Origin of the sequence: Pseudomonas hygromyciniae (assembly GCF_016925675.1) — a bacterium.
Lineage (GTDB): Bacteria > Pseudomonadota > Gammaproteobacteria > Pseudomonadales > Pseudomonadaceae > Aquipseudomonas > Aquipseudomonas hygromyciniae.
In genome coordinates this window covers 4,055,116-4,076,605 of the sequence record NZ_CP070506.1, presented here as the reverse complement: position 1 = coordinate 4,076,605, position 21,490 = coordinate 4,055,116, and the positions used below count along the sequence as shown (strand labels likewise).

General features: G+C 61.0%; 14 protein-coding genes and 2 pseudogenes. 8 read left to right on the top strand and 8 right to left on the bottom strand.

What is annotated here, in order from left to right:
- Positions 1-57: 57 nt before the first annotated feature.
- From JTY93_RS18100 to mfd, 3 genes are read right to left on the bottom strand one after another with little or no spacing between them, the layout of a single operon-like run.
- Positions 58-2,751, bottom strand: a complete 2,694-nt coding sequence (locus JTY93_RS18100) for a DEAD/DEAH box helicase (protein WP_205477416.1) — start codon at positions 2,749-2,751, stop codon at positions 58-60.
- A 9-nt stretch (positions 2,752-2,760) separates the two neighbouring features.
- Positions 2,761-3,330 carry a CsiV family protein gene (locus JTY93_RS18095; protein ID WP_205477415.1) on the bottom strand — a complete coding sequence of 190 codons (570 nt, stop codon included), beginning with the start codon at positions 3,328-3,330 and terminating at the stop codon, positions 2,761-2,763.
- A 10-nt stretch (positions 3,331-3,340) separates the two neighbouring features.
- Entirely contained in the window at positions 3,341-6,790 is a 3,450-nt protein-coding gene (gene mfd / locus JTY93_RS18090) for a transcription-repair coupling factor (RefSeq protein ID WP_205477414.1), read from the bottom strand.
- A 338-nt stretch (positions 6,791-7,128) separates the two neighbouring features.
- Here mfd and JTY93_RS18085 point away from each other — a divergent pair, with 338 nt between their 5' ends.
- Complete coding sequence (locus JTY93_RS18085) at positions 7,129-8,592, top strand: glyceraldehyde-3-phosphate dehydrogenase (protein WP_169992503.1); 1,464 nt, start codon at positions 7,129-7,131, stop codon at positions 8,590-8,592.
- Positions 8,593-8,754: 162 nt separating this feature from the next.
- Here the strand turns inward: JTY93_RS18085 and JTY93_RS18080 are convergent, their stop codons facing one another.
- Positions 8,755-10,053, bottom strand: a complete 1,299-nt coding sequence (locus tag JTY93_RS18080; RefSeq protein ID WP_205477413.1) for an MFS transporter — start codon at positions 10,051-10,053, stop codon at positions 8,755-8,757.
- 262 nt (positions 10,054-10,315) lie between these two features.
- On the opposite strand from JTY93_RS18080, the gene JTY93_RS18075 reads away from it, so the two are divergent.
- Positions 10,316-11,329: an FAD:protein FMN transferase gene (locus tag JTY93_RS18075; RefSeq protein ID WP_205477412.1), complete on the top strand. Its 1,014-nt coding sequence runs from the start codon at positions 10,316-10,318 to the stop codon at positions 11,327-11,329.
- 190 nt (positions 11,330-11,519) lie between these two features.
- Positions 11,520-12,914: a Si-specific NAD(P)(+) transhydrogenase gene (gene sthA, locus JTY93_RS18070; protein ID WP_029300105.1), complete on the top strand. Its 1,395-nt coding sequence runs from the start codon at positions 11,520-11,522 to the stop codon at positions 12,912-12,914.
- Positions 12,915-12,956: 42 nt separating this feature from the next.
- On the opposite strand, the pseudogene JTY93_RS18065 reads toward sthA, so the two are convergent.
- Together JTY93_RS18065 and JTY93_RS18060 are read right to left on the bottom strand one after the other, a co-directional pair.
- Positions 12,957-13,680, bottom strand: a pseudogene (locus tag JTY93_RS18065) (glycerophosphodiester phosphodiesterase).
- 42 nt (positions 13,681-13,722) lie between these two features.
- Positions 13,723-14,307 (bottom strand): PilZ domain-containing protein, encoded by a 585-nt coding sequence (locus JTY93_RS18060; RefSeq protein WP_205477410.1) that lies wholly within the window; start codon positions 14,305-14,307, stop codon positions 13,723-13,725.
- Between the two features lie 94 nt (positions 14,308-14,401).
- Between JTY93_RS18060 and JTY93_RS18055 the strand changes: the two genes are divergently transcribed.
- The 3 genes from JTY93_RS18055 to JTY93_RS18045 are packed head-to-tail and all read left to right on the top strand — an operon-like array spanning position 14,402 to position 17,648.
- The gene (locus JTY93_RS18055; RefSeq protein WP_205477409.1) at positions 14,402-15,652 is read left to right on the top strand and encodes a lipoprotein-releasing ABC transporter permease subunit; all 1,251 of its coding nucleotides are present in this window, start codon (positions 14,402-14,404) and stop codon (positions 15,650-15,652) included.
- A gap of 7 nt (positions 15,653-15,659) precedes the next feature.
- Complete coding sequence (gene lolD, locus JTY93_RS18050; RefSeq protein ID WP_169992491.1) at positions 15,660-16,343, top strand: lipoprotein-releasing ABC transporter ATP-binding protein LolD; 684 nt, start codon at positions 15,660-15,662, stop codon at positions 16,341-16,343.
- A 60-nt stretch (positions 16,344-16,403) separates the two neighbouring features.
- Positions 16,404-17,648, top strand: a complete 1,245-nt coding sequence (locus JTY93_RS18045) for a lipoprotein-releasing ABC transporter permease subunit (protein WP_205477408.1) — start codon at positions 16,404-16,406, stop codon at positions 17,646-17,648.
- Between the two features lie 105 nt (positions 17,649-17,753).
- Here the strand turns inward: JTY93_RS18045 and JTY93_RS18040 are convergent.
- Positions 17,754-19,119, bottom strand: a pseudogene (locus JTY93_RS18040) (heavy metal sensor histidine kinase).
- Positions 19,116-19,796 (bottom strand): heavy metal response regulator transcription factor, encoded by a 681-nt coding sequence (locus JTY93_RS18035; RefSeq protein WP_205477406.1) that lies wholly within the window; start codon positions 19,794-19,796, stop codon positions 19,116-19,118. The pseudogene JTY93_RS18040 and the gene JTY93_RS18035 overlap by 4 nt, the downstream one beginning before the upstream one ends.
- Positions 19,797-19,952: 156 nt before the next feature.
- On the opposite strand from JTY93_RS18035, the gene copI reads away from it, so the two are divergent.
- A complete protein-coding gene (gene copI / locus JTY93_RS18030; RefSeq protein ID WP_205477405.1) occupies positions 19,953-20,477 on the top strand; it encodes a copper-resistant cuproprotein CopI in 525 nt (174 codons plus the stop codon).
- 67 nt (positions 20,478-20,544) lie between these two features.
- Positions 20,545-21,375, top strand: a complete 831-nt coding sequence (gene queF, locus JTY93_RS18025; RefSeq protein WP_205477404.1) for an NADPH-dependent 7-cyano-7-deazaguanine reductase QueF — start codon at positions 20,545-20,547, stop codon at positions 21,373-21,375.
- Positions 21,376-21,490 lie beyond the last annotated feature (115 nt).

The following is a 21,490-nucleotide window of genomic DNA, read 5'->3' as shown; positions in this document are numbered from 1 at the left end:
TGAGACAGGTGTCTGTGGCGTTCCGACAAGCCCGCTCGCCACAGGGACGGCTGACCGTCAACGCTTCTCTTGCTTATTGGGCAACGGCGCAAACAGCGCCTCGATATCTTCGTTGCCCAGCTTCCAGTCGCCAGTGGTGCGACCATCCAGCACGCCCGCCGCCAAGTCTGACTTCTCCTGCTGCAACGCCTGGATCTTCTCTTCCACAGTGCCGCGGGCAATCATCTTGTACACAAACACCGGCTTCTGCTGGCCGATGCGATACGCACGGTCAGTGGCCTGGTTTTCTGTGGCCGGGTTCCACCACGGGTCGTAGTGGATCACGGTATCGGCTTCGGTCAGGTTAAGCCCGACGCCGCCAGCCTTGAGGCTGATCAGGAAGATCTGCAGCTTGCCGCTCTGGAAATCCTTCACCGGCGTGCGCCGATCGCGAGTCTGGCCGGTCAGCAAGGCATAGGCGACTCCGCGTTTTTTCAGCTCGATCTCAATCAGGCTGAGCATCGAGGTGAACTGGGAGAACAGCAGGATCCTGCGCCCTTCGGCAAACAGTTCGTCGAGCATCTCCATCAGGCTGTCGAGTTTGCCGGAGCTGCTGCCGCGCGCCGGCAGGGTTGCATCGTTGACCAGGCGCAGGTCGCAACAGACCTGACGCAGCTTAAGCAGCGCTTCAAGGATGATGATCTGGCTGCGAGCCACGCCCTTGCGCGTGATCTCGTCGCGCACCTTCTTGTCCATGGCCAGGCGCATGGTTTCGTACACATCACGCTGGGCTTCATTGAGATCGACCCAATGGATGATCTCGGTCTTGGGCGGCAATTCGGTGGCCACCTGTTCCTTGGTGCGACGCAGCAAGAACGGTTTGATCCGACCATTGAGGTGCTGCAATCGCACGTCGCTGCCGCGTTTTTCGATGGGCACGCGGTAATCCCGGTTGAAGCTTTTTACATCGCCCAGCCAACCCGGCAGCAAGAAGTGGAACAGCGACCACAGCTCGCCCAGATGATTTTCCAGGGGGGTGCCGCTCAGGCACAGGCGCTGGCGGGCATTGAGCTCGCGGGCGGCCTGGGCGGCCTTGCTGGTGGGGTTCTTGATGTATTGGGCTTCATCGAGGATCAGCACATGCAGCGGCTGCGTGGCCAGTTGCTCGATGTCCTTGGGCAGCAGGGCATAGGTGGTCAGCAACAGGTCGTAATCCTGCAACTGGGTGAAGTGTTTTTTGCGCCCGGCACCGTACAGCGCCAGCACCTTGAGTTGCGGGGTGAAGTGCGCCGCTTCGTCGAGCCAGTTGGGGATCAGGCTGGTGGGCATCACCACCATGCACGGCCGGTCCAGGCGCCCAGCGATTTTTTCGCTGAGAATATGCGCCAGGGTCTGCAGGGTTTTGCCCAGGCCCATGTCGTCCGCGAGAATCCCGCCCACTTCCAGTTGACGTAGGGACTGCATCCAGCTCAGGCCTTCGAGCTGGTAGGGGCGCAACGTCGCGTTCAGGCCTTCGGGTGCTGCGCAGGTGAAGTCCTTGATGTCGCGCAGGCGCTGGGCAAAGTTGCGGATCTGCTCGCCGCCTTCCCATTGCAGCGGCAGGTCTTCCAGCGGATTGAGGCGAATGGCGTCGGCCTTGGCCAGGCGCAAGGCGGTGGTGCCGGGCTCTTGCAGGTAGAACTCGCCGAGGGTGGCCAGCACCGGTTTGAGCCGACCATAGGGCAGCGCCACTTGCAATGGGCCGTGGCCGCCATTGGGCAGGCCGGGGATGTTCACCAGGATCAGTTCGTCGTCGCGGCGGCGCGCGAGTTTTTCCGGGTTGAGGATTTCGGTGTGGGAGCGCATCAGGTTCAGCAGGATCGGCAGCAGGCTCAGGCGTTCGCCATTGACGATAATGCCCAGCTCCAGGTCGAACCAGTCGCGCTCCGGCACTTCATCGACGCTGGCGTACCAGTCGTCGACCGGGCTCAGGTCGAAGCCGAAATCCTCATCGATCTGCAACTCCCAGCCCTCGGCGCGTAGGCTCGGCGATGCGTTGAGGGTGAAGTTCAGCCAGGCACTGTCGTTGACCATCTCAAACAGCTCGCCGGCGCTTTCCGGCAAGGCCTTGCTCTGGCGCGTGGCGATCTTGAAGCCAAGCAGGCGCAGGTGTTCTCGAAAGCCTTGCTCCACCTCGGGGTGACGCTTGATCCGCAGGCTCTGGGTTTCCTGGCGCACAATGATATCGGCGTTTTTCTGGCCGCTGACGTAGTTACCCTGGTAATTGAACGACAGCGCCGCCCGGTGCTGGATATAGCGCTGCATCTTGCCGTTGCGCGGCTCAAAGGCGCTGAACTCGATACTGGCCAGCCACAGCCGGGGAATGGGCTGTACATCCTCGAGCACCACTTGTGGCAACACCACGCGGTTGTCCAGTACGGCCTGGAGCTTTTCCAACAGCTCGGCATCCTTGGCTGCTGCCGGATAGGCCAGGGTTTCCTGGACCTGCAGCAGCACCGCGGCAATGTGTTTGCAGTTGGTGTGTACGGGGCAGGTGCAGCGGCTGTCCACCAGGATCAAGGTGCCTTTGGCCGACTCGCGCAGGGAAATGGTCTGGCGGTAGACATTCCCTCCCGAGCCTTCGCAACTGGCGATGATGGTGCTGTCGCCCGACTCGACGATCCGCACTCGATTTTCCAGAGCGTAGCGCCGGCCACGTTCCAGGCTTTGCTCTTTGAAACGGTTGGCCCAGGAAGGCGCCAGGGGCTTGGTCAGCGACGACGGCAGGGACATGGCGCAGGATCAGTCCGCCAGGCCGGGCGGTGGTGCGCTCGGTGGCTTGGCGGTGAGGGAGGTGATCTTGATCAGCAGAGCCAGGTGGCCGCCGTCCAGGTAGTTGAGCTGGTTGTTCTTGGTGCGCACGTCCGGCTGGCTCAGGTGTTCGCTGGCAATCACGCTGCCATTGTTGTCGAACTGGTTGAGCCAGAAGCTTGCGTCAATACGGGTAAAGCGCCCCAGTTGCAGGTCCAGGGTGCCCTGGATGGGGAACTGGCCGAACTGCTCCTGGCCGTCGGTGATTTTCATCTTCACGGGCTGTTCGCCCAGGTTCTGCTCCCAGGCCTTGTGCAGCAGCACGGTGTAGTCGCCACTGGCCTGGAGTTTTTCGACGATGTTGTTCAGGCGCGGCGGGCTGATTTTCTCGATACTTTGGCGTGGGGCCCCAGAGGCCCAGTCTTCCGGGGCCGGCCGGCTGTTGATGACCGGCTCCGCATTCTGGCGGATCAGGATCATTTCCACCTGGTAGAGGCTGTCGGCAAACGCCGAAGGTGCGACTACCACCAACAACAGGCTCAGGATACGAAGCAGGCGCATGGGGCGTCCTTCAAGCAGATTTTGGGGTGAGGCGTTCAAGCAGCGCCTCCAATGTATTAAAGCGCTCTTCTGCACGTTCCATCGGCACCATGAATTTGAACAGTGTGGCGCCTTCGAATTTGTAGCGGTTGGGTTGGCCCTGGATCAACTTGATCAATACCAACGGGTCCACCGGTGTCTGCGCTTCGAACTCGATACGCCCGCCCTGGGGGCCCGCGTCGACCTTCTTGATCCCCAGTTGCTCGGCCTGCAACTTGAGCAGGGTCAGGCGCACCAGGTTTTTGGTCGGTTCCGGCAGCAGACCGAAGCGGTCGATCATTTCTACTTGCAGGTCCTTGAGACCTTCTTCGTCGGTGGCCGAGGCGATGCGCTTGTACAGGATCAGCCGTGCATGCACATCCGGCAGGTAGTCCTCGGGAATCAACGCCGGCAAACGCAGGTTGATTTCCGGGCCGCCGCCCAGGGGTTGATCGAGATTAGGTTGCTCGCCTTTGCGGATGGCCTTGACCGCTCGCTCCAGCATTTCCATATAAAGGGTGAAGCCCACGGCCTGGATCTGCCCGCTCTGGCCGTCGCCCAGCAATTCGCCGGCGCCACGGATTTCCAGATCGTTGGTGGCCAGTACAAATCCGGCGCCCAGGTCCTGGGTGTTGGCGATGGCTTCCAGGCGCTTTTCAGCATCACCGGTAATCTGCTGGCGCGGTGGCGTCAGCAGGTAGGCGTAGGCCTGGTGGTGACTGCGCCCGACCCGGCCACGCAGTTGGTGCAACTGCGCCAGGCCGAATTTGTCGGCACGCTCGATGATGATGGTATTGGCGCTCGGCACGTCGATGCCGGTCTCGATAATGGTCGAGGCGATCAGCACGTTGAAGCGCTTGTGGTAGAAGTCGCTCATCACCTGTTCGAGTTCGCGTTCGCGCATCTGCCCGTGGCCGATGCCGATCCGCGCTTCCGGCACCAGTTCGGCGAGGTCGGCGGCACATTTCTCGATGGTTTTCACATCATTGTGCAGGTAGTAGACCTGGCCGCCGCGCAGCAACTCACGCAGCAGGGCTTCCTTGATCGTGCTGTTGTTCTGCTCCATGACGAAGGTGCGCACCGACAAGCGTCGCGCCGGCGGCGTGGCGATGATCGACAGGTCGCGCATGCCCGACACCGCCATGTTCAGCGTGCGTGGGATTGGCGTCGCGGTCAGGGTCAGGATATCGACCTCGCTGCGCAGGGCCTTGAGCTGCTCCTTCTGGCGCACGCCAAAGCGGTGCTCTTCGTCGATGATCACCAGGCCCAGGTTCTTGATCTTCACGTCGTCCGACAGCAGTTTGTGGGTGCCGATGACGATATCGATCTTGCCTTCGGCCAGATCGGCGACAGCGGCATTCACTTCCTTGGCCGACTTGAAGCGGCTCATTACTTCCACGGTCACCGGCCAATCGGCGAAGCGGTCGCGGAAGCTGTTGTAGTGCTGCTGGGCGAGCAGGGTGGTCGGTACCAGGATCGCCACCTGGCGGCCTCCATGCACCGCGATAAATGCGGCGCGCATCGCCACTTCGGTCTTGCCGAAGCCCACATCGCCGCAGACCAGACGGTCCATGGGCTTTGGTGCGAGCATGTCGGCGCGCACGGCGTCGATGGTGGTTTGCTGGTCCGGGGTTTCTTCGAAGGCGAAGCCGGCGCTGAAGGTGGCGTAGTCGGCCTTCGGGTCGGCGAACGCATAACCTTCGCGGGCCGCGCGGCGGGCATAGATGTCCAGCAGTTCGGCGGCCACGTCGCGCACCTGTTCGGCGGCCTTGCGCTTGGCTTTCTGCCAGGTCTCGGAGCCCAGGCGATGCAGCGGCGCGAGGGCGTCGTCGCTGCCGGTGTAGCGTGCGATCAGGTGCAGGTTGGCCACCGGGACGTAGAGCTTGGCGCCCTCTGCGTATTCCATGGTGAGGAATTCGGCGGCCTGGTTGTCGATCTCCAGGGTCTGCAGGCCCAGATAGCGCCCCACACCGTGGTCGATATGCACCACCGGTGCGCCTTCGCGCAGTTCGGTGAGGTTCTTGATCACCGCGTCGTTGTTGGCGTCCGCACGTTTTTCACGGCGCCGGCGCTGCATCACGCGTTGGCCGAACAGCGGGCTCTCGGCAATCAGTGCCAGGGCCGGATCATCCAGTTGCAGGCCTTCATCGAGAGGCGCAATGGTGATCGCCAGGCGGTCCTTGCCGGCCACAAAGTCCGGCCAGCTGTCGACGGTTTTTGGCCGCAGCTTCAGGCGTTCCAGCAACTCCAGCAGCACTTCGCGGCGCCCAGCGGATTCGGCGGTGAACAGCACGCGGCCCGGGAAATCGCCAAGGAAGTCGGACAGTGCTTGGAGCGGCTGGGTGGCCTTGGCTTCGATGGCCAGGTTCGGCAGGGTTTGGGCCGGGAAGCGTGCGCGACCGACACCGGCTTCTACATCCTGCTGGCTGGCGACCACGCGCGGCCAGTTCTTCAGGCGGGCAAAGCAGTCTTCCACCGGCAAGAACAGCTCGGCAGGCGGCAATAAAGGCCGGGAGGGATCGACACGGCGCTCTTCGTAACGGTTGCGTACGTCGTTCCAGAAATTTTCCGCCGCCTGTTCGATACCGGGCAGCGAGAACACCTGGGTGTCCTGGGGCAGGTAATCGAACAGGGTCGAGGTTTCGTCGAAGAACAATGGCAGGTAGTACTCGATACCGGCGGGGGTAATCCCGCTGCTCAGGTCCTGGAAAATCGGGCAGCGGCGGAAGTCCACGTCAAAGCGTTCGCGAAAGCGCGCCTTGAAGCGTGTGACCGCGTCTTTTTGCAGGGGGAATTCCCGGGCCGGCAGCAGCTTGATCGATTGCACCTTGTCGATGGAACGCTGGTTTTCCGGGTCGAAGGTGCGCAGGGTCTCGATTTCGTCGTCGAACAGGTCGATGCGGTAGGGTAGTTTGCTGCCCATCGGGAACAGGTCGATCAGCGCGCCGCGCACGGCGAACTCTCCATGCTCGTACACCGTATCGACGCAGCGGTAGCCGCTGGCTTCCAGGCGGGTGCGCATTTGCTCTACATCGAGCTTCTGGCCGATATCCAACACCAGGCTGCTGCCCAGCAGGAACTTGGTCGGCGCCAGGCGGTGCAGGGCCGTGGTGATCGGTACCACCAGCACGCCGTGGGCCAGTTCCGGCAAGCGGTACAGGCTGGCGATGCGCTGGGAAATGATGTCCTGGTGTGGCGAAAACAAGTCGTAGGGCAGGGTCTCCCAGTCCGGGAAGTGCAGCACCGGTAAATCGGGGGCGAAGAAGCTCAGCTCCTGCTCCAGCCGTTCGGCACTTTGGCTGTCGGCGGTCAGCAGCAGGGTAAAGCGTTTGGCTGCACTGGCAGCCTCGGCAATGGCCAGGCTCAGGGCGGCACCGGGCAAATTGCCCCAATGCTGTTTACCTGCCTCGGCAGGGAGTAGCGGTAGACGCAGGACGGGCACGGAAGGTTGAGCTCCAGCGTTGCGACAAAGTCGGTAATTGTAACGGCCTGGAGTGCCGCCTGTCAGTTGCTGACTGTGCCTATTACGGTTTGTAGGAAATGTAGTGGCTAAGACAAACAATGTGCGGTTTTGACTCAATATGTAGTGCCAAAATGCACGTATGTTTCGGAGGGTTACGGACAAGACGTCCAGGTCTTTCTCCGAGGGGGTCGCTGGAAGCCGCGTGTTTACTGGCCTGTAGCGCGGTGAAAAATATTTGAAAGGGCTTTTGTTGCGTGGCGCGCATTGCTCCAGGGGCGGTCGGGCGGCATAATGTAGCCCCTTTTTTCAGCCCCTACATGTGGAAGGTTCCCGTGACTCAGAAGCCCGACCAGTGTCTTGGTGAATGGATCGACCGTGAAGCACTCGCAGAAGCGATGATCCCGCTTATCGGTCAGCTATACCGCAATAACAATGTGGTGAGCTCGATCTATGGCCGCAGCCTGATCAACCAATCAGTCATCGCGATTCTCAAGGCTCATCGCTTTGCTCGCCATCGTTCTGCCGACGATAGCGAACTCTCCGTCCACGAAACATTCCCTCTGCTTAAAGCCATGAGCGAGCTCAAGCTCGGCGCGGCCTCGGTGGACCTGGGCAAGTTGGCGTTCAAATTCCGCGCCCAAGGCAACGGCCGCAGCGCCGAGCAGTTCGTGCGTGAAGAACTGGCCGAAGTGGTTGGCCAGCAGAACGCCGCCGCCCGTAAAGGCACTGACGTTGTGCTCTACGGCTTCGGTCGTATCGGCCGCCTGCTGGCACGCATCCTCATCGAAAAAACCGGCGGTGGCGACGGCCTGCGCCTGCGGGCCATTGTCGTGCGCAAAGGCGCCGAAAATGATCTGACCAAGCGCGCGAGCCTCTTGCGTCGTGACTCGGTACACGGTTCGTTCAATGGCACCATCACCATCGACGAAGAAAACAACACCATTACCGCCAACGGTAACCTGATCCAGGTGATCTACGCGAAGAACCCGACCGAGGTGGATTACACCCAGTACGGCATCCAGAACGCTTTGCTGGTGGACAACACCGGCGTATGGCGTGATGCCGACGGCCTGGGCCAGCACCTGGCCTGCCCGGGTATCGACCGTGTTGTTCTGACCGCGCCTGGCAAGGGCAAGCTGAAGAACATCGTTCACGGTATCAACCACAACGAAATCACCGCTGACGACAAGATCGTGTCCGCCGCCTCCTGCACCACCAACGCCATCGTGCCGGTGCTCAAGGCTGTGAATGACAAGTTCGGCATCATCAATGGTCACGTCGAAACCGTTCACTCGTACACCAACGACCAGAACCTGATCGACAACTTCCACAAGGGCGATCGCCGTGGTCGTAGCGCCGCGCTGAACATGGTTATCACCGAGACCGGTGCTGCCACCGCTGCTGCCAAGGCCCTGCCTGAGCTGGCTGGCAAGCTGACCGGTAACGCGATCCGTGTACCCACGCCGAACGTGTCGATGGCCATTCTCAACCTCAACCTTGAGAAAGCCGCCACCCGTGAAGAGATGAACGAGTACCTGCGCTACATGGCGCTGCACTCCGATCTGCATAAGCAAATCGACTTCGTCAATTCCCAGGAAGTGGTGTCCACCGACTTCGTTGGCTCGCGCCACGCCGGTGTGGTCGATGCTGAAGCGACCATCACCCAGGATAACCGCGTTGTGCTGTACGTCTGGTACGACAACGAGTTCGGTTACAGCTGCCAGGTGGTACGCGTGATGGAAGACATGGCCGGGGTCAACCCGCCTGCGTTCCCGCGCTAAGCATCAGCGCTAAATGAAAAAGCCCCGACTGGTTCGGGGCTTTTTTATGCCTGGGGGGGTTGTGTTGGGTTTGAAGGCCTCATCGCGGGCAAGCCCGCTCCTACAGTTTGATTTGCGAATACATTCAAAGGTGGGAGCGGGCTTGCCCGCGATAGCGATCCATCAGGCGCCACCGACCACCGAAGCCTGCGCAGTGCGTAGTTCATGCCGGTTACCCTTGAACAGCACCAGGGTTGCAACCAACCCCAGCACCGCTGCCCCACTGAGCCAGATCCCCGGTGCTGCCTTGTTATCCAGCACATGGATCAGGTAAGTGCAGGCCGCCGGGGTAAAGCCGCCAAAGGTCGCGGTCGCCAGGCTGTAGGCCAGGGAGAAACCGGTGGTGCGCACCTCCACCGGCATGATCTCGGTCAGGGCTACCACCATGGCGCCGTTGTATGAGCCGTACAGGAACGACAACCACAACAGCACGATCAGCAGGTGACTGAAACTCGGGTTGACCACCAGCCACGACAGCGCCGGGTAGGCCGTAAGAATCGCCAGGATCGTCGCACCGAGCAGCAACGGCTTACGGCCGATCTTGTCGGACACCGCGCCCATCACCGGCAGCCAGATAAAGTTGGAAATACCCACGCACACGGTGACCAGCAACGCATCCAGGTCTGAGAGGTGCAACTCGGCCTTGCCGAAGGTCGGTGTATAGGCGGTGATCAGGTAGAACGACACGGTGGTCATCACCACCAGCGCCATGCCTGCCAAAACGATGCCGAAGTTCTGACCAATTGATCGGATGATTTCCTGCAGGGTAGGGCGGTGTTTGCGCGCCTGGAATTCCGGGGTTTCTTCCAGGGAGCGGCGAATCACGAAGATCACCGGCACGATCAGGCAGCCGATCAGGAACGGCACGCGCCAGCCCCATTCACCCATTTCCTCTGGGCTCAGCCAATGATTCAGACCCACGCCCAACAACCCGGCGAATACCACCGCAGCTTGTTGGCTGGCGGACTGCCAGCTGACGAAGAAGCCCTTGCGCCCCGGCGTGGCGATTTCCGCCAGGTACACCGAGACCCCACCCAGTTCCACACCTGCGGAGAAGCCCTGCAGCAACCGGCCAAACAGCACAATCAGCGGGGCGGCTACCCCGAGGGTGGCGTAGCCGGGTACGCAGGCAATCAGCACGGTACCGGCGGCCATCATGGCCAGGGTGATCACCAGGCCTTTTTTACGGCCGTGGCGGTCAATGTAGGCGCCGAGGAAAATCGCCCCCAGCGGGCGCATCAGGAACCCGGCGCCGAATGTCGCCAGGGATAACATCAGGGACGCAAAGGCGCTGTCGGCAGGGAAGAAGGTCTTGGCGATGGCCGTGGCGTAGAAGCCGTAGACCATAAAGTCGAACATTTCGAGGAAGTTACCGCTGACAACGCGAAAGATCGCCTTGCCTTTGCCCGTGGTGCTGGACATGTCATTTACTCAACTGGCTATCTTGTTGGAAGTCCCTGGTTGTTGTTCGTCCGTGCTGCAGAATCTGGGCGCGCGGCGGCGCCAAAGAGTTTTGTAACCATATGTGTATCCGTGGTGGCGAGCAACAAAAACCGTTAGCAAGCTGGCTATTTTCTGTGTGCCAGCCCTCGCCAGGCGACGACATGCCGCATAATGGCCCGCCCCGGAAATATGCTTGAGTGCGGCTCCATTCAGTTTCAGTAGCGATAAGGTTGTGTGGCTTATGGGCGGTTTGCGATACGCGGTGGTGGGGGGGTTGCTGGCGATCTTGGCGGGCTGCGGCAACGGTGAGGTGCTGGAGGCTTTTGGCGGCCCGACCATGGGCAGCACGTATTCGATCAAATACGTGCGCACCCCGGGCGCGCCGGTGGCCGGGGTGGTCCAGCCGCAGGTCGAGAGCATCCTTGCTGAGGTCGATCGGCAGATGTCGACCTATCGCAGCGATTCCGACATTGAGCGCTTCAACGGCCTGCCGGCCGACCGTTGTCAGCCGATGCCCGAGTCGATCCTGCATTTGGTGCGCACCGGCGAGCAGTTGTCCCAGGCCAGTGGCGGGGCGTTTGACCTGACGGTCGAGCCACTGCTGAACCTGTGGGGCTTCGGCCCCCAGGCGCGACAGATAAAGATCCCGGACCCGATGGCATTGGCCCAGGCCCGCCAGCAGGTGGGTCATCAGCACCTGCGTGTCGACGCTGGCCAGTTGTGCAAGGACGCGGCAGTGCAGGTGGACTTCAATAGCATCGCTGCCGGCTACACGGTGGACCGGATTGCCGAGCGGCTTGGGCAATTGGGCATTGAGCGGTACCTGGTCGAAGTGACCGGCGAGCTCAAGGCCGCCGGGCGCAAATCCGACGGCACGCCCTGGCGCGTGGCCCTGGAGGAACCCCGTGATGACCAGCAGGTAGCGCAGCGGATTATCGCGGTGGACGGTTTCGGAGTGTCTACTTCAGGTGACTATCGCAATTATTTCCAGCAGGATGGTCACCGCTATTCCCACACCCTCGATGCCCGGACCGGCGCACCTATCACCCACCACCTGGCGTCGGTCACGGTACTGGAGCCTTCGGCGCTGATGGCTGATGGCTTGTCGACTTTACTGTTGGTGCTGGGGCCGGAGGAGGGTTGGGACTATGCAGAAAAACAGCGGATCGCAGCATTTTTTGTGATGCGTGAGGGGGATGCTTTCGTCACACGCAGCAACAAAGCGTTCGAACAGCTGACGGCGGTCAAGCCGTAATCAATATTGTGTAGTAAAGGCAAAACTGGCCTACGACGCGACCAAGGGTTAATGTGCGCGGCGTTGAGCCTTATATAGACTGTGCCCCGGCTCACACACCTGAGCCTATTTGATCCTTCATGACCGCTGGCCGCGGCATGATTTAGCCAGGCGCCCAACCGTGCGCCCTGGCCTGTTCTGAGGAGTACGCATGGCTGTCTACAACTACGACGTGGTGGTACTGGGTTCCGGCCCAGCTGGAGAAGGTGCGGCAATGAATGCCGCCAAAGCAGGACGCAAGGTGGCGATGGTCGATAGCCGTCGTCAGGTCGGCGGTAACTGCACCCACCTGGGCACCATCCCGTCCAAGGCCTTGCGTCACTCGGTGCGCCAGATCATGCAGTTCAATACCAACCCGATGTTCCGGGCCATTGGTGAGCCGCGCTGGTTCTCGTTCCCGGACGTACTGAAAAGCGCCGAGAAAGTCATTTCCAAGCAAGTCGCCTCGCGTACCGGCTACTACGCCCGTAACCGTGTCGACCTGTTCTTCGGCACCGGCAGCTTCGCCGACGAGCAAACCGTCGAAGTGGTCTGCGCCAACGGCGTGGTCGAGAAGCTGGTGGCCAAGCACATCATCATCGCCACCGGTTCGCGCCCGTATCGCCCGGCGGATATCGATTTCCACCACCCGCGTATCTACGATAGCGACACCATCCTCAGCCTGGGCCACACCCCGCGCAAACTGATCATCTACGGCGCCGGCGTGATCGGCTGTGAATACGCCTCGATCTTCAGCGGCCTGGGTGTACTGGTGGAGCTGGTGGACAACCGTGACCAGTTGCTCAGCTTCCTCGACTCGGAAATTTCCCAGGCGTTGAGCTACCACTTCAGCAACAACAACATCACCGTGCGCCACAACGAGGAATACGACCGCGTTGAAGGCCTGGACAATGGGGTGATCCTGCACCTCAAGTCCGGCAAGAAGATCAAGGCCGACGCCTTGCTCTGGTGCAACGGCCGTACCGGCAACACCGACAAGCTGGGCATGGAAAACATCGGGGTCAAGGTCAACAGCCGTGGCCAGATCGAAGTGGATGAGAACTATCGCACCTGCGTCACCAACATCTACGGTGCGGGCGACGTGATCGGCTGGCCGAGCCTGGCCAGTGCCGCCCACGACCAGGGCCGTTCGGCCGCTGGCAGCATTGTCGACAATGGCAGCTGGCGCTACGTGAATGATGTGCCGACCGGGATCTACACGATTCCCGAGATCAGCTCCATCGGTAAGAATGAACACGAACTGACCAAGGCCAAGGTGCCTTACGAAGTGGGCAAGGCGTTCTTCAAGAGCATGGCGCGTGCGCAGATCGCCGGCGAGCCGCAAGGCATGCTGAAGATCCTGTTCCACCGCGAAACCCTGGAAGTGCTCGGCGTGCATTGCTTCGGCTACCAGGCCTCAGAGATCGTGCACATCGGCCAGGCCATCATGAGCCAGCCGGGCGAGCAAAATACCCTGAAGTATTTCGTCAACACCACGTTCAACTACCCGACTATGGCTGAAGCCTATCGGGTAGCGGCCTACGATGGCCTCAACCGGCTTTTTTGAGCGGCTCCGGCCGGTGGCCTGAGCCGGCCGGGGAGACCGATTTCAGTAATTCCCGAGAGTGGCAGTGGCCAAACCGGGAAAGTCTGTAATCAGGCTATCTACGCCGAAGTCGGCGAGCCTGCGCATCAGCGCGGGCTCGTTGACTGTCCATACGGACACGTGCAGCCCCTGGCGCTGGGCCTTGGCCAAGCGCTCTGGGGTACACAACGTCCAGTTCAACGCCAGCATCTCACAGCCATAGTTCTGCGCGACCTTCAGCGGGTCGAGCCAGGCGTATTCGGCCACCAGTCCACGGGACAGGTCCGGCGTCAGCTCCAGGGCGGCTTTCAATACTTCCCGCGAGCTTGAGGTTACGGTGACTTTGTCCAGCAGGCCAAAGCGCTGGGCCATTTCCCGAATCGCCAGTACTGTGGTCGCGGCGCGGGTGCGTGAGGCGCTTTTGACTTCCAGTTGCCAGTGGTCGAAATCGCACTTTTCGAACAGCTCTTCCAGGCGCGGGATCGGGCAGGGGGGTGACCCAGCCCGGGCCGCCCTTGCGCGCGTCCATCTTCACCAGGTCGGCGGCGGAGTATTCCACCACCTTTCCACGCCGGTCGGCGGTACGCTTCAAGGTCGGGTCATGGATCACCATCAACTCGCCGTCCATGGACAGGTGCAAGTCCAGCTCGCAACGACGCACGCCGTGCTTGAGGCATTGCTGGAAGCTGGTCAGGGTGTTTTCCGGTGCTTCGCCTTTAGCGCCGCGGTGGCCATAAATCAGGGTCACAGTTGCTCCTTTTCGCCAGATAATGGCTGGGTAATTACGAAATCAGGTGTCTTGGCCGTCGCTTTGTTCCCGGGCCAGGCGCCGTTCCTGGGCCTGTTTTTGCAATATATAGCGAGCCAGCAACTGGCGCTGGGCGTCGGTCATGGATTCGAACTCGGTACCAACATCGAAGCCGCTGCCTTTTGGGTCGCAATGGGTGACCTTGGCCCGCAGCAGAAGGCCAAGGGCCTGGGGCATCAGCACCAGCTTGACCGCCAGGTGGCTGCCGGGCGCGAGCAGTGTGGGGTGCTGGAAGTCGATGCCGCCTTCGGAAATGATCACTGGTTGCGGCGCGCCGATCTCACCCAGCAGGCTTTGCGCCATGACCTGGCTGAGCAAATCCATGCGTTTGTTCTGCACCTTGAGGAAGGCGGCGAGGGTGCGGTCGCGTTCGCCGAGCTGGCGCAGCAGGTGCTGGGACTCGAATTCGCTCAGGTGCAGTTCACTGAGCAGGTTGAACAGCGGGGAATCATCCAGCAACACTTCCTTGCTCGCCGCTTGGGGGGCAGACAGGCTTTTGATTTGGAGTGCGATCATGTCGTCGATACGGTAGTATTCGCGGCGATCTTCTTCATCTAATGTCGTCATGGCGAACCCCAGGTAACGGTAATGGTCTGAGTGTAAAGCTGCTTACCAGACCCCGCCACCGGGACGTCTTCTTTTCCTCCGAACAAGCCCCGACATGTTCAGACCTCTCTTCGTATTTATCGGCACGCGTTATACCCGTGCAAAGCGTCGCAATCATTTTGTGTCGTTCATTTCCCTGACTTCCATGATCGGACTCGCCCTGGGCGTGGTCGTGATGATCGTGGTGCTCTCGGTGATGAATGGCTTCGATCATGAGATGCGCACCCGCGTGTTGGGCATGGTGCCCCACGCGACCATCGAGTCCGGTGAGCCCCTGGGCGACTGGCAAAGCCTGGCCGACAAGGTCAAGCAGAACCCCAAGGTGCTGGCGGTCGCGCCGTTTACCCAAATGCAGGGGCTGCTGACCAACGATGGCAAGGTGCAGAAAGTCCTGCTCAATGCCATCGACCCGGCGCAGGAGCGCAAGGTCTCGATCATTGACCAGTTCATGCAGCAGGGCCAGCTCGACGCCTTGACGCCTGGCAGCTTCGGCATCGTTATCGGCGACCGCGCGGCGGCCAAACTGGGCGTGAGCATCGGCGACAAGCTGACGTTCGTCGCCCCGGAGGTCACGGTGACCCCGGCCGGGATGTTCCCGCGCATGAAGCGCTTTACCGTGGTCGGCATCTTTCATGTCGGCGCCGGCGAGATCGATGGCTTCCTTGGTCTGACCAACCTCACCGACCTGGCCCGCCTGCATCGCTGGAAGCCGGACCAGGTGCAGGGCCTGCGCTTGAAATTCAACGACTTGTTCGAGGCCCCGCGCGGAGCCTGGGAAATCGCCCAGCACCTGGGTGAAAGTCAGTACTACGCCCGGGACTGGACCCGTACCCACGGCAACCTGTACCAGGCGATCCGCATGGAAAAGGCCATGATCGGCCTGTTGCTGCTGCTGATTGTCGCCGTGGCCGCCTTCAACATCATCTCCACCCTGGTGATGGTGGTGAATGACAAGAAGGGCGATATCGCCATCCTGCGTACCCTTGGCGCCACGCCGGGGCAGATCATGGCGATCTTCATGGTCCAGGGCACGGTGATTGGCGTGGTCGGTACCTTGATCGGCACGGTGGTGGGCATTTTCGCTGCGCTGAATGTCAGCGCCGCCATCGCTGGCGTCGAAACCCTGATTGGCCACAAGTTTCTCAATGCTGACGTCTATTTCATCGACTACCTGCCATCCCAGGTGCAGAGCCAGGATGTGTTGATGGTCGGCGGCGCCGCGTTGGTCCTGAGTTTCCTTGCCACCCTGTATCCAGCCTGGCGCGCGGCACGTACCCAGCCGGCGCAGGCTTTACGTTATGAGTGAATCGGGCATGAGTGAAAAAGCAATCCTGAGCTGCCGCAACCTGGGCAAATCCTACGAGGAAGGCCCGGAGTCGGTGGTAGTGCTGTCCAACCTGCAACTGGAACTGCATCCGGGCGAGCGCGTGGCGATCGTCGGCAGTTCCGGCTCCGGCAAAAGTACCTTGCTCAACCTGTTGGGCGGCCTTGATACGCCGTCCCAGGGCAGTGTGTGGCTGGCCGGTGAAGAGCTCTCGGCGCTGAACGAGAAAGCCCGCGGCCAGTTGCGCAATCGCTCCCTGGGCTTTGTGTACCAGTTCCACCACTTGCTGCCAGAGTTCACCGCCCTGGAAAACGTGTGCATGCCGCTCTTGATCGGCAAGACCGCGATCCCGCAGGCGCGTCAGCGTGCCACCGCGTTGCTGGAACGCGTCGGCCTTGGCCATCGCCTGGAGCACAAACCGGCTGAATTGTCCGGTGGCGAGCGCCAGCGTGTGGCGATTGCCCGTGCCCTGGTCAACAACCCGGGCCTGGTGATGCTCGACGAGCCGACCGGCAACCTCGACTCCCATACCGCCCAGGGCATCAAGGACTTGATGCTGGAACTGAGCACCCAGATGCGCACCGCGTTTCTGGTGGTGACCCATGACATGAGCATGGCCCGGCAGATGGACCGTGTGCTGCACTTGCAGGAAGGTCATCTGGTCGCCATCTGACCTGTTTCAAGCCCGGGCGCCTGTGCCTGGGTTTTCTATTTTTTCAGGCGGTGCAAGCGAATGTTCAGACCGTTATCGATTTTCATCGGCACGCGCTATACCCGCGCCAAGCGCCGCAACCGTTTTGTTTCGTTTATCTCGATGACCTCGATGATCGGCCTCGCCTTGGGCGTGCTGGCGATGATCGTGGTGTTGTCGGTGATGAACGGGTTCCAGCGGGAAATGAGTTCACGCATTCTCGGCATGGTGCCGCACGCGACCATTGTTGGCGTCAACCCGATCAGCGACTGGCAACCGGTGGCTGCTGCGGCCCTGAAGAACCCGGAAGTCACGGCGGCGGTGCCGTTTACCGAGATGGAGGGCATGTTGTCCTATAAGGGCTCGATGCAGCCGATCCAGATCAGCGGTATCGACCCAGCCCAGGAAGGCAAGGTGTCCATCGTCACCCAGCATATCGTCCAGGGCAGTCTTGAAAACCTGCAGCCGGGTGAGTTTGGCGTGGTGATCGGGGAAATGACCGCGCGCCGTTTCCGCCTGAATGTGGGTGACAAGCTGACCCTGATCGTCCCGGAAATCAGCACTGCTCCCGGCGGCATCACCCCGCGTATGCAGCGCTTGAACGTGGTGGGGGTGTTCAAGGTGGGCGCCGAGCTGGACGGGTCGATGGCCCTGATCCATGTCGCCGATGCCGCGCAAATGCTGCGTTGGCAGCCCAACCAGGTGCAAAGCGTACGTCTGGCGGTCAAGGATCTGTATGCGGCGCCCAAGGTGTCGGCGGACATTGCCAGCGGCCTTGGCGCAGCCTATAAGGCGGACGACTGGACCCATACCCAGGGCAGCCTGTTCAGCGCGATGAAGATGGAAAAGACCATGATCGGCCTGCTGTTGCTGATGATCGTCGCCGTCGCGGCCTTCAATATCATTGCCACGCTGATCATGGTGGTGAACGACAAAGGCGCGGACATCGCGATCCTGCGCACCATTGGCGCCACGCCACGGCAGATCATGGCGATCTTCATGGTCCAGGGCACGGTGATCGGTATCGTCGGCACGTTGATCGGTGGTGTGCTGGGGGTGATTGCCGCGCTCAACGTCAGCGAACTGGTGGGCTGGATGGAGCGCGTGACCGGGCAGCATATCTTCAGTTCGGACGTGTATTTTGTCAGCAACCTGCCTTCCGAACTGCAAGGTGGCGATGTGCTGCTGATTTGCAGCGCCGGGTTTGTGTTGAGCTTTTTGGCGACGATCTACCCGGCGTATCGCGCGGCGAAGATCGAGCCGGCGCATGCTCTGAGATATTCGTAGGTTTTGAGATCGCTATCGCAGGCAAGCCTGCTCCCACATTTGACTGTATTCACAAATCAAAATGTGGGAGCTGGCTTGCCCGCGATGAGGCCCGTCCAGCTTGCATCAATCCCCCTTGGGTAACTCAATCACAAACCGCGTCCACCCCGGCTGCGACTCACAGAAAATCCTCCCCCCGTGCGCCCGCACAATCGACTGGGTGATCGCCAACCCAAGCCCCGCATGCTCGCTGCTACCTTCATGCCGCGCCGGATCCACACGGTAGAACCGGTCAAACAGTTTGGGCAGTAACGCCTGGGGAATCGCGGTCCCGGTGTTTTCCACACTCAGCGTTACGCACTCGGCGTTTTCGCTGATTCTCACCCGTACTTCACCCCCCAGCGGGGTAAAGCGCATGGCATTGTCCAACAGATTGGAAAACGCCCGGCGCAGCATGCTGCGGTCACCGGCGGTACTGGCGCTGCCGTCGCGCAGCAGGTTGACCTGGGCGTCTTCGGCCAATGGCGCGAAAAACTCCAGCAGTGCGTCCACCTCGTTGGCCAGGGCCAGCGGTTCGCGTCTGGGGTTCAGCAACCCGTGGTCGGCCTTGGCCAGGTACAGCATGTCATTGACCAGTTGGGCCATCCATTGCAGCTCCTCCAAATTGCTGTGCAGCGCTTCGCGGTAGTCCTCCAGCGGGCGGGGGGTGGGTGAGGATCACCTGGGTCTGGGTCAGCAGGTTCGATAACGGCGTGCGCAGTTCGTGGGCGATATCGGCAGAAAACGCCGAAAGTCGCTGGAACGCGTCGTCCAGGCGGCTGAACATAGCGTTGAATGCCTCGGCCAGTTCGGCCAACTCGGCCGGCATCTGTTCCTGAGGCAGGCGCTGGGTCAGGGAATGGGCACGCACGCGGCTGGCCACTTCGGTCATCCGTCGCAGGGGCCGCAGCCCGCTACGTGCGGCCCAGGCGCCGAGGAGCGCGGTCGCCACGGCGGACAGGCCGACCGTCAGCCAGATCAAGTGCTGCATGCGTTGCAGGAAGTGTTGGTGATGGGTGATGTCCAGCATCAACACAAGCTGCGCCGAACCTGGCTTGCTTGGATTCAAGGGGATGTTGTACACCCGGTAATTGGTGCCGGCGTTTTGCAAGCTGTGCAGGCCTGGGGTGGTGGGCAATTCGGCGGGAATGGACGGGGAGCTATCAAACCAGCGCTGGCCGTCTGCGGCGTTGATGCGCACGGATAGGTCGGGTTGATGGCTCAGTTCGTCGGTCAGTGCAGCCACGCGTTGGGCGAACAGCGCCGGGGTATCGGCATCTTGTAAGGCACTGCGCAGGGTCATCAGCTTGCTGTCGAGCAGTTGCTGGTCCAGTTCGATGAAGTGCTTTTCACTGGCCTGGCTGAACAATACGCCCGCCAGCAGCGAGACCACGGCGGTGCAACCGGCAAACAGCAACGCCAGACGGCTGGCCAGGGAGAGGCGCTTGATCAACTGAACCGCTCCTCCAGCACATAGCCCATGCCACGCACGGTGTGGATCAGCTTATTGGGAAAACCGTCATCGATCTTCAAACGCAGGCGGCGGATGGCTACTTCGATGATATTGGTATCACTGTCGAAGTTCATGTCCCAGACCTGGGAGGCAATCAGCGACTTGGGCAACACTTCACCCTGGCGGCGCAGGAGCATTTCCAGCAGGGCGAACTCCTTGGCGGTGAGGTCGATGCGTTGGTTGCTGCGTTCTACGCGACGGCGGATCAGGTCCAGGCGCAGGTCGGCCAGGTGCAGGCTGGTCTCTTGGGGGGGGCTGCTGCCTCGGCGCAACAGGCTGCGCACCCGGGCCAGCAGTTCGGAAAAGGCGAAAGGCTTGACCAGATAGTCGTCGGCACCCAACTCCAGGCCGTGGACCCGATCCTCGACCGCATCCCGCGCGGTGAGGAACAGCACCGGGATTTCCAGGCCGGCACTGCGCACGGCCTGGAGGATTTGCCAGCCGGTGCGCCCGGGAAGCATCACATCCAGAATCAGCAAGTCGTAGTCGCCCGTCAGCGCCAGATGTTGACCGGTGGTGCCGTCGGCCACCAGTTCGGTATTGAACCCGGCTTCGGTCAGGCCCTGGCGCAGGTATTGGCCGGTTTTGGGTTGGTCTTCGACGATCAGCAGTTTCATAGGCAACTCATGGCAACGGGTAGCAGCGGGCTTTATACCGTGTGCACCGGGGGGCTGGCGCAACCTGACAAAGTTGTAATCTAGCAGTCAGGTAGCTGGCAGCGGCGCATTATTAGAGTGTCCCACAGGCAGGTCTTACACCTTTGGAGGATAAACATGTTTTTGCGTAAATCTTGGTGGCTGGCAGGTTGCCTGATGATGTTGAGTGTTCCGGCGCTGGCCGATGGTGGCCACACGTTTGCGTTTGGCCAGGCAGCGCCGGCAACCAAGGCCACTCGTACAGTTGAGGTGGTGCTGCAGGATATTTCCTTTGCCCCAACGTCTCTTGATGTAAAAGCCGGTGAGACGGTGCGCTTTGTGTTGGTCAACAAGGGCCGGTTGCTGCACGAATTCAACCTGGGTGATGCGCGCATGCATGCCGATCACCAGAAGGAAATGCTCAAGATGCAGGCCAGCGGCATGCTGACCGCCACCGGCATGGGCCAGATGGACCACGCAGCGATGGGGCATGGCGATATGGGCGGGATGAAACATGACGATCCCAACAGTGTGTTGGTGGAGCCAGGCAAGACCGCCGAACTGACCTGGACCTTCAGCAAGGCTGGCGCGCTGGAATTTGCCTGCAACCTCCCAGGGCACTACCAGGCGGGAATGGTTGGCAAGCTGCACGTCAGCCCGTAAAGGTGATGCTCAAAGGCGCGAGCAAAGGCTGGTAGACTGGCGGGGTTTATTTAGCCAGGTTTCCGCCATGCATCCCGCAGCCGAACATTCGCCGCTGGGCAAGTCCAGTGAATACATCTCCACTTACACACCCTCATTGCTATTTCCCATCCCTCGCGCCGCCAAATGGGCCGAGTTGGGCCTCACCGCCGAAACGCTGCCCTACAACGGCGTGGATTTCTGGAACTGCTTTGAACTGTCCTGGCTGCTGCCGTCCGGCAAGCCGGTGGTGGCTATCGGTGAGTTCAGCATCCCGGCTGACTCGCCGAACATCATCGAGTCGAAATCCTTCAAGCTCTACCTCAATTCGTTGAACCAGACGCCGTTTGCCGAGGTGTCCGACCTTGAGGCGACCTTGCGTGCCGACTTGAGCGCGGCGGCCGGCAAGCCGGTGGGCGTGCGCATCCGCAGCCTGGCCGAGGTGGAAGACGAAGGTGTGGTATGCCTGCCGGGTGTGTGTATTGATGACCTGGATATCAGCGTCAGCAACTACGAGCACCCGCGCCCGGAACTGCTGCGCTGCGACGATTCCCGTGTGGTCGAGGAGAGCGTGCACAGCCATTTGCTCAAGTCCAACTGCCCGGTGACCAGCCAGCCGGATTGGGGTAGCGTGGCGGTTGAGTACCGCGGCGCGGCGTTGGACCATGCCAGCTTGTTGGAATATCTGGTGAGTTTCCGCCAGCACTCGGACTTTCATGAACAGTGCGTGGAGCGGATCTTTCTCGATCTGCAGCGCTTGCTCAAGCCTGAGAAATTGACGGTTTATGCGCGGTATGTGCGTCGGGGCGGGTTGGATATCAATCCTTACCGCAGTACCGAGGCTGTGCAGTTCCAGAACTTGCGCCTGGCCCGGCAGTAAGCTTCAAACCAAACAAATGTGGGAGCTGGCTTGCCTGCGATAACGGTCTTTCAGTCAACAATCAGGTGACTGATACACCGCCATCGCAGGCAAGCCAGCTCCCACATTGGGTTCT

Bases quoted from the DNA above. Each gene is read 5' to 3' on its own strand.
- JTY93_RS18100 (WP_205477416.1), bottom strand. From the start codon at position 2,751: ATGTCCCTGCCGTCGTCGCTGACCAAGCCCCTGGCGCCTTCCTGGGCC.
- JTY93_RS18095 (WP_205477415.1), bottom strand. From the start codon at position 3,330: ATGCGCCTGCTTCGTATCCTGAGCCTGTTGTTGGTGGTAGTCGCACCT.
- JTY93_RS18085 (WP_169992503.1), top strand. From the start codon at position 7,129: ATGTGGAAGGTTCCCGTGACTCAGAAGCCCGACCAGTGTCTTGGTGAA.
- JTY93_RS18080 (WP_205477413.1), bottom strand. From the start codon at position 10,053: ATGTCCAGCACCACGGGCAAAGGCAAGGCGATCTTTCGCGTTGTCAGC.
- JTY93_RS18075 (WP_205477412.1), top strand. From the start codon at position 10,316: ATGGGCGGTTTGCGATACGCGGTGGTGGGGGGGTTGCTGGCGATCTTG.
- sthA (WP_029300105.1), top strand. From the start codon at position 11,520: ATGGCTGTCTACAACTACGACGTGGTGGTACTGGGTTCCGGCCCAGCT.
- JTY93_RS18060 (WP_205477410.1), bottom strand. From the start codon at position 14,307: ATGACGACATTAGATGAAGAAGATCGCCGCGAATACTACCGTATCGAC.
- JTY93_RS18055 (WP_205477409.1), top strand. From the start codon at position 14,402: ATGTTCAGACCTCTCTTCGTATTTATCGGCACGCGTTATACCCGTGCA.
- lolD (WP_169992491.1), top strand. From the start codon at position 15,660: ATGAGTGAAAAAGCAATCCTGAGCTGCCGCAACCTGGGCAAATCCTAC.
- JTY93_RS18045 (WP_205477408.1), top strand. From the start codon at position 16,404: ATGTTCAGACCGTTATCGATTTTCATCGGCACGCGCTATACCCGCGCC.
- JTY93_RS18035 (WP_205477406.1), bottom strand. From the start codon at position 19,796: ATGAAACTGCTGATCGTCGAAGACCAACCCAAAACCGGCCAATACCTG.
- copI (WP_205477405.1), top strand. From the start codon at position 19,953: ATGTTTTTGCGTAAATCTTGGTGGCTGGCAGGTTGCCTGATGATGTTG.
- queF (WP_205477404.1), top strand. From the start codon at position 20,545: ATGCATCCCGCAGCCGAACATTCGCCGCTGGGCAAGTCCAGTGAATAC.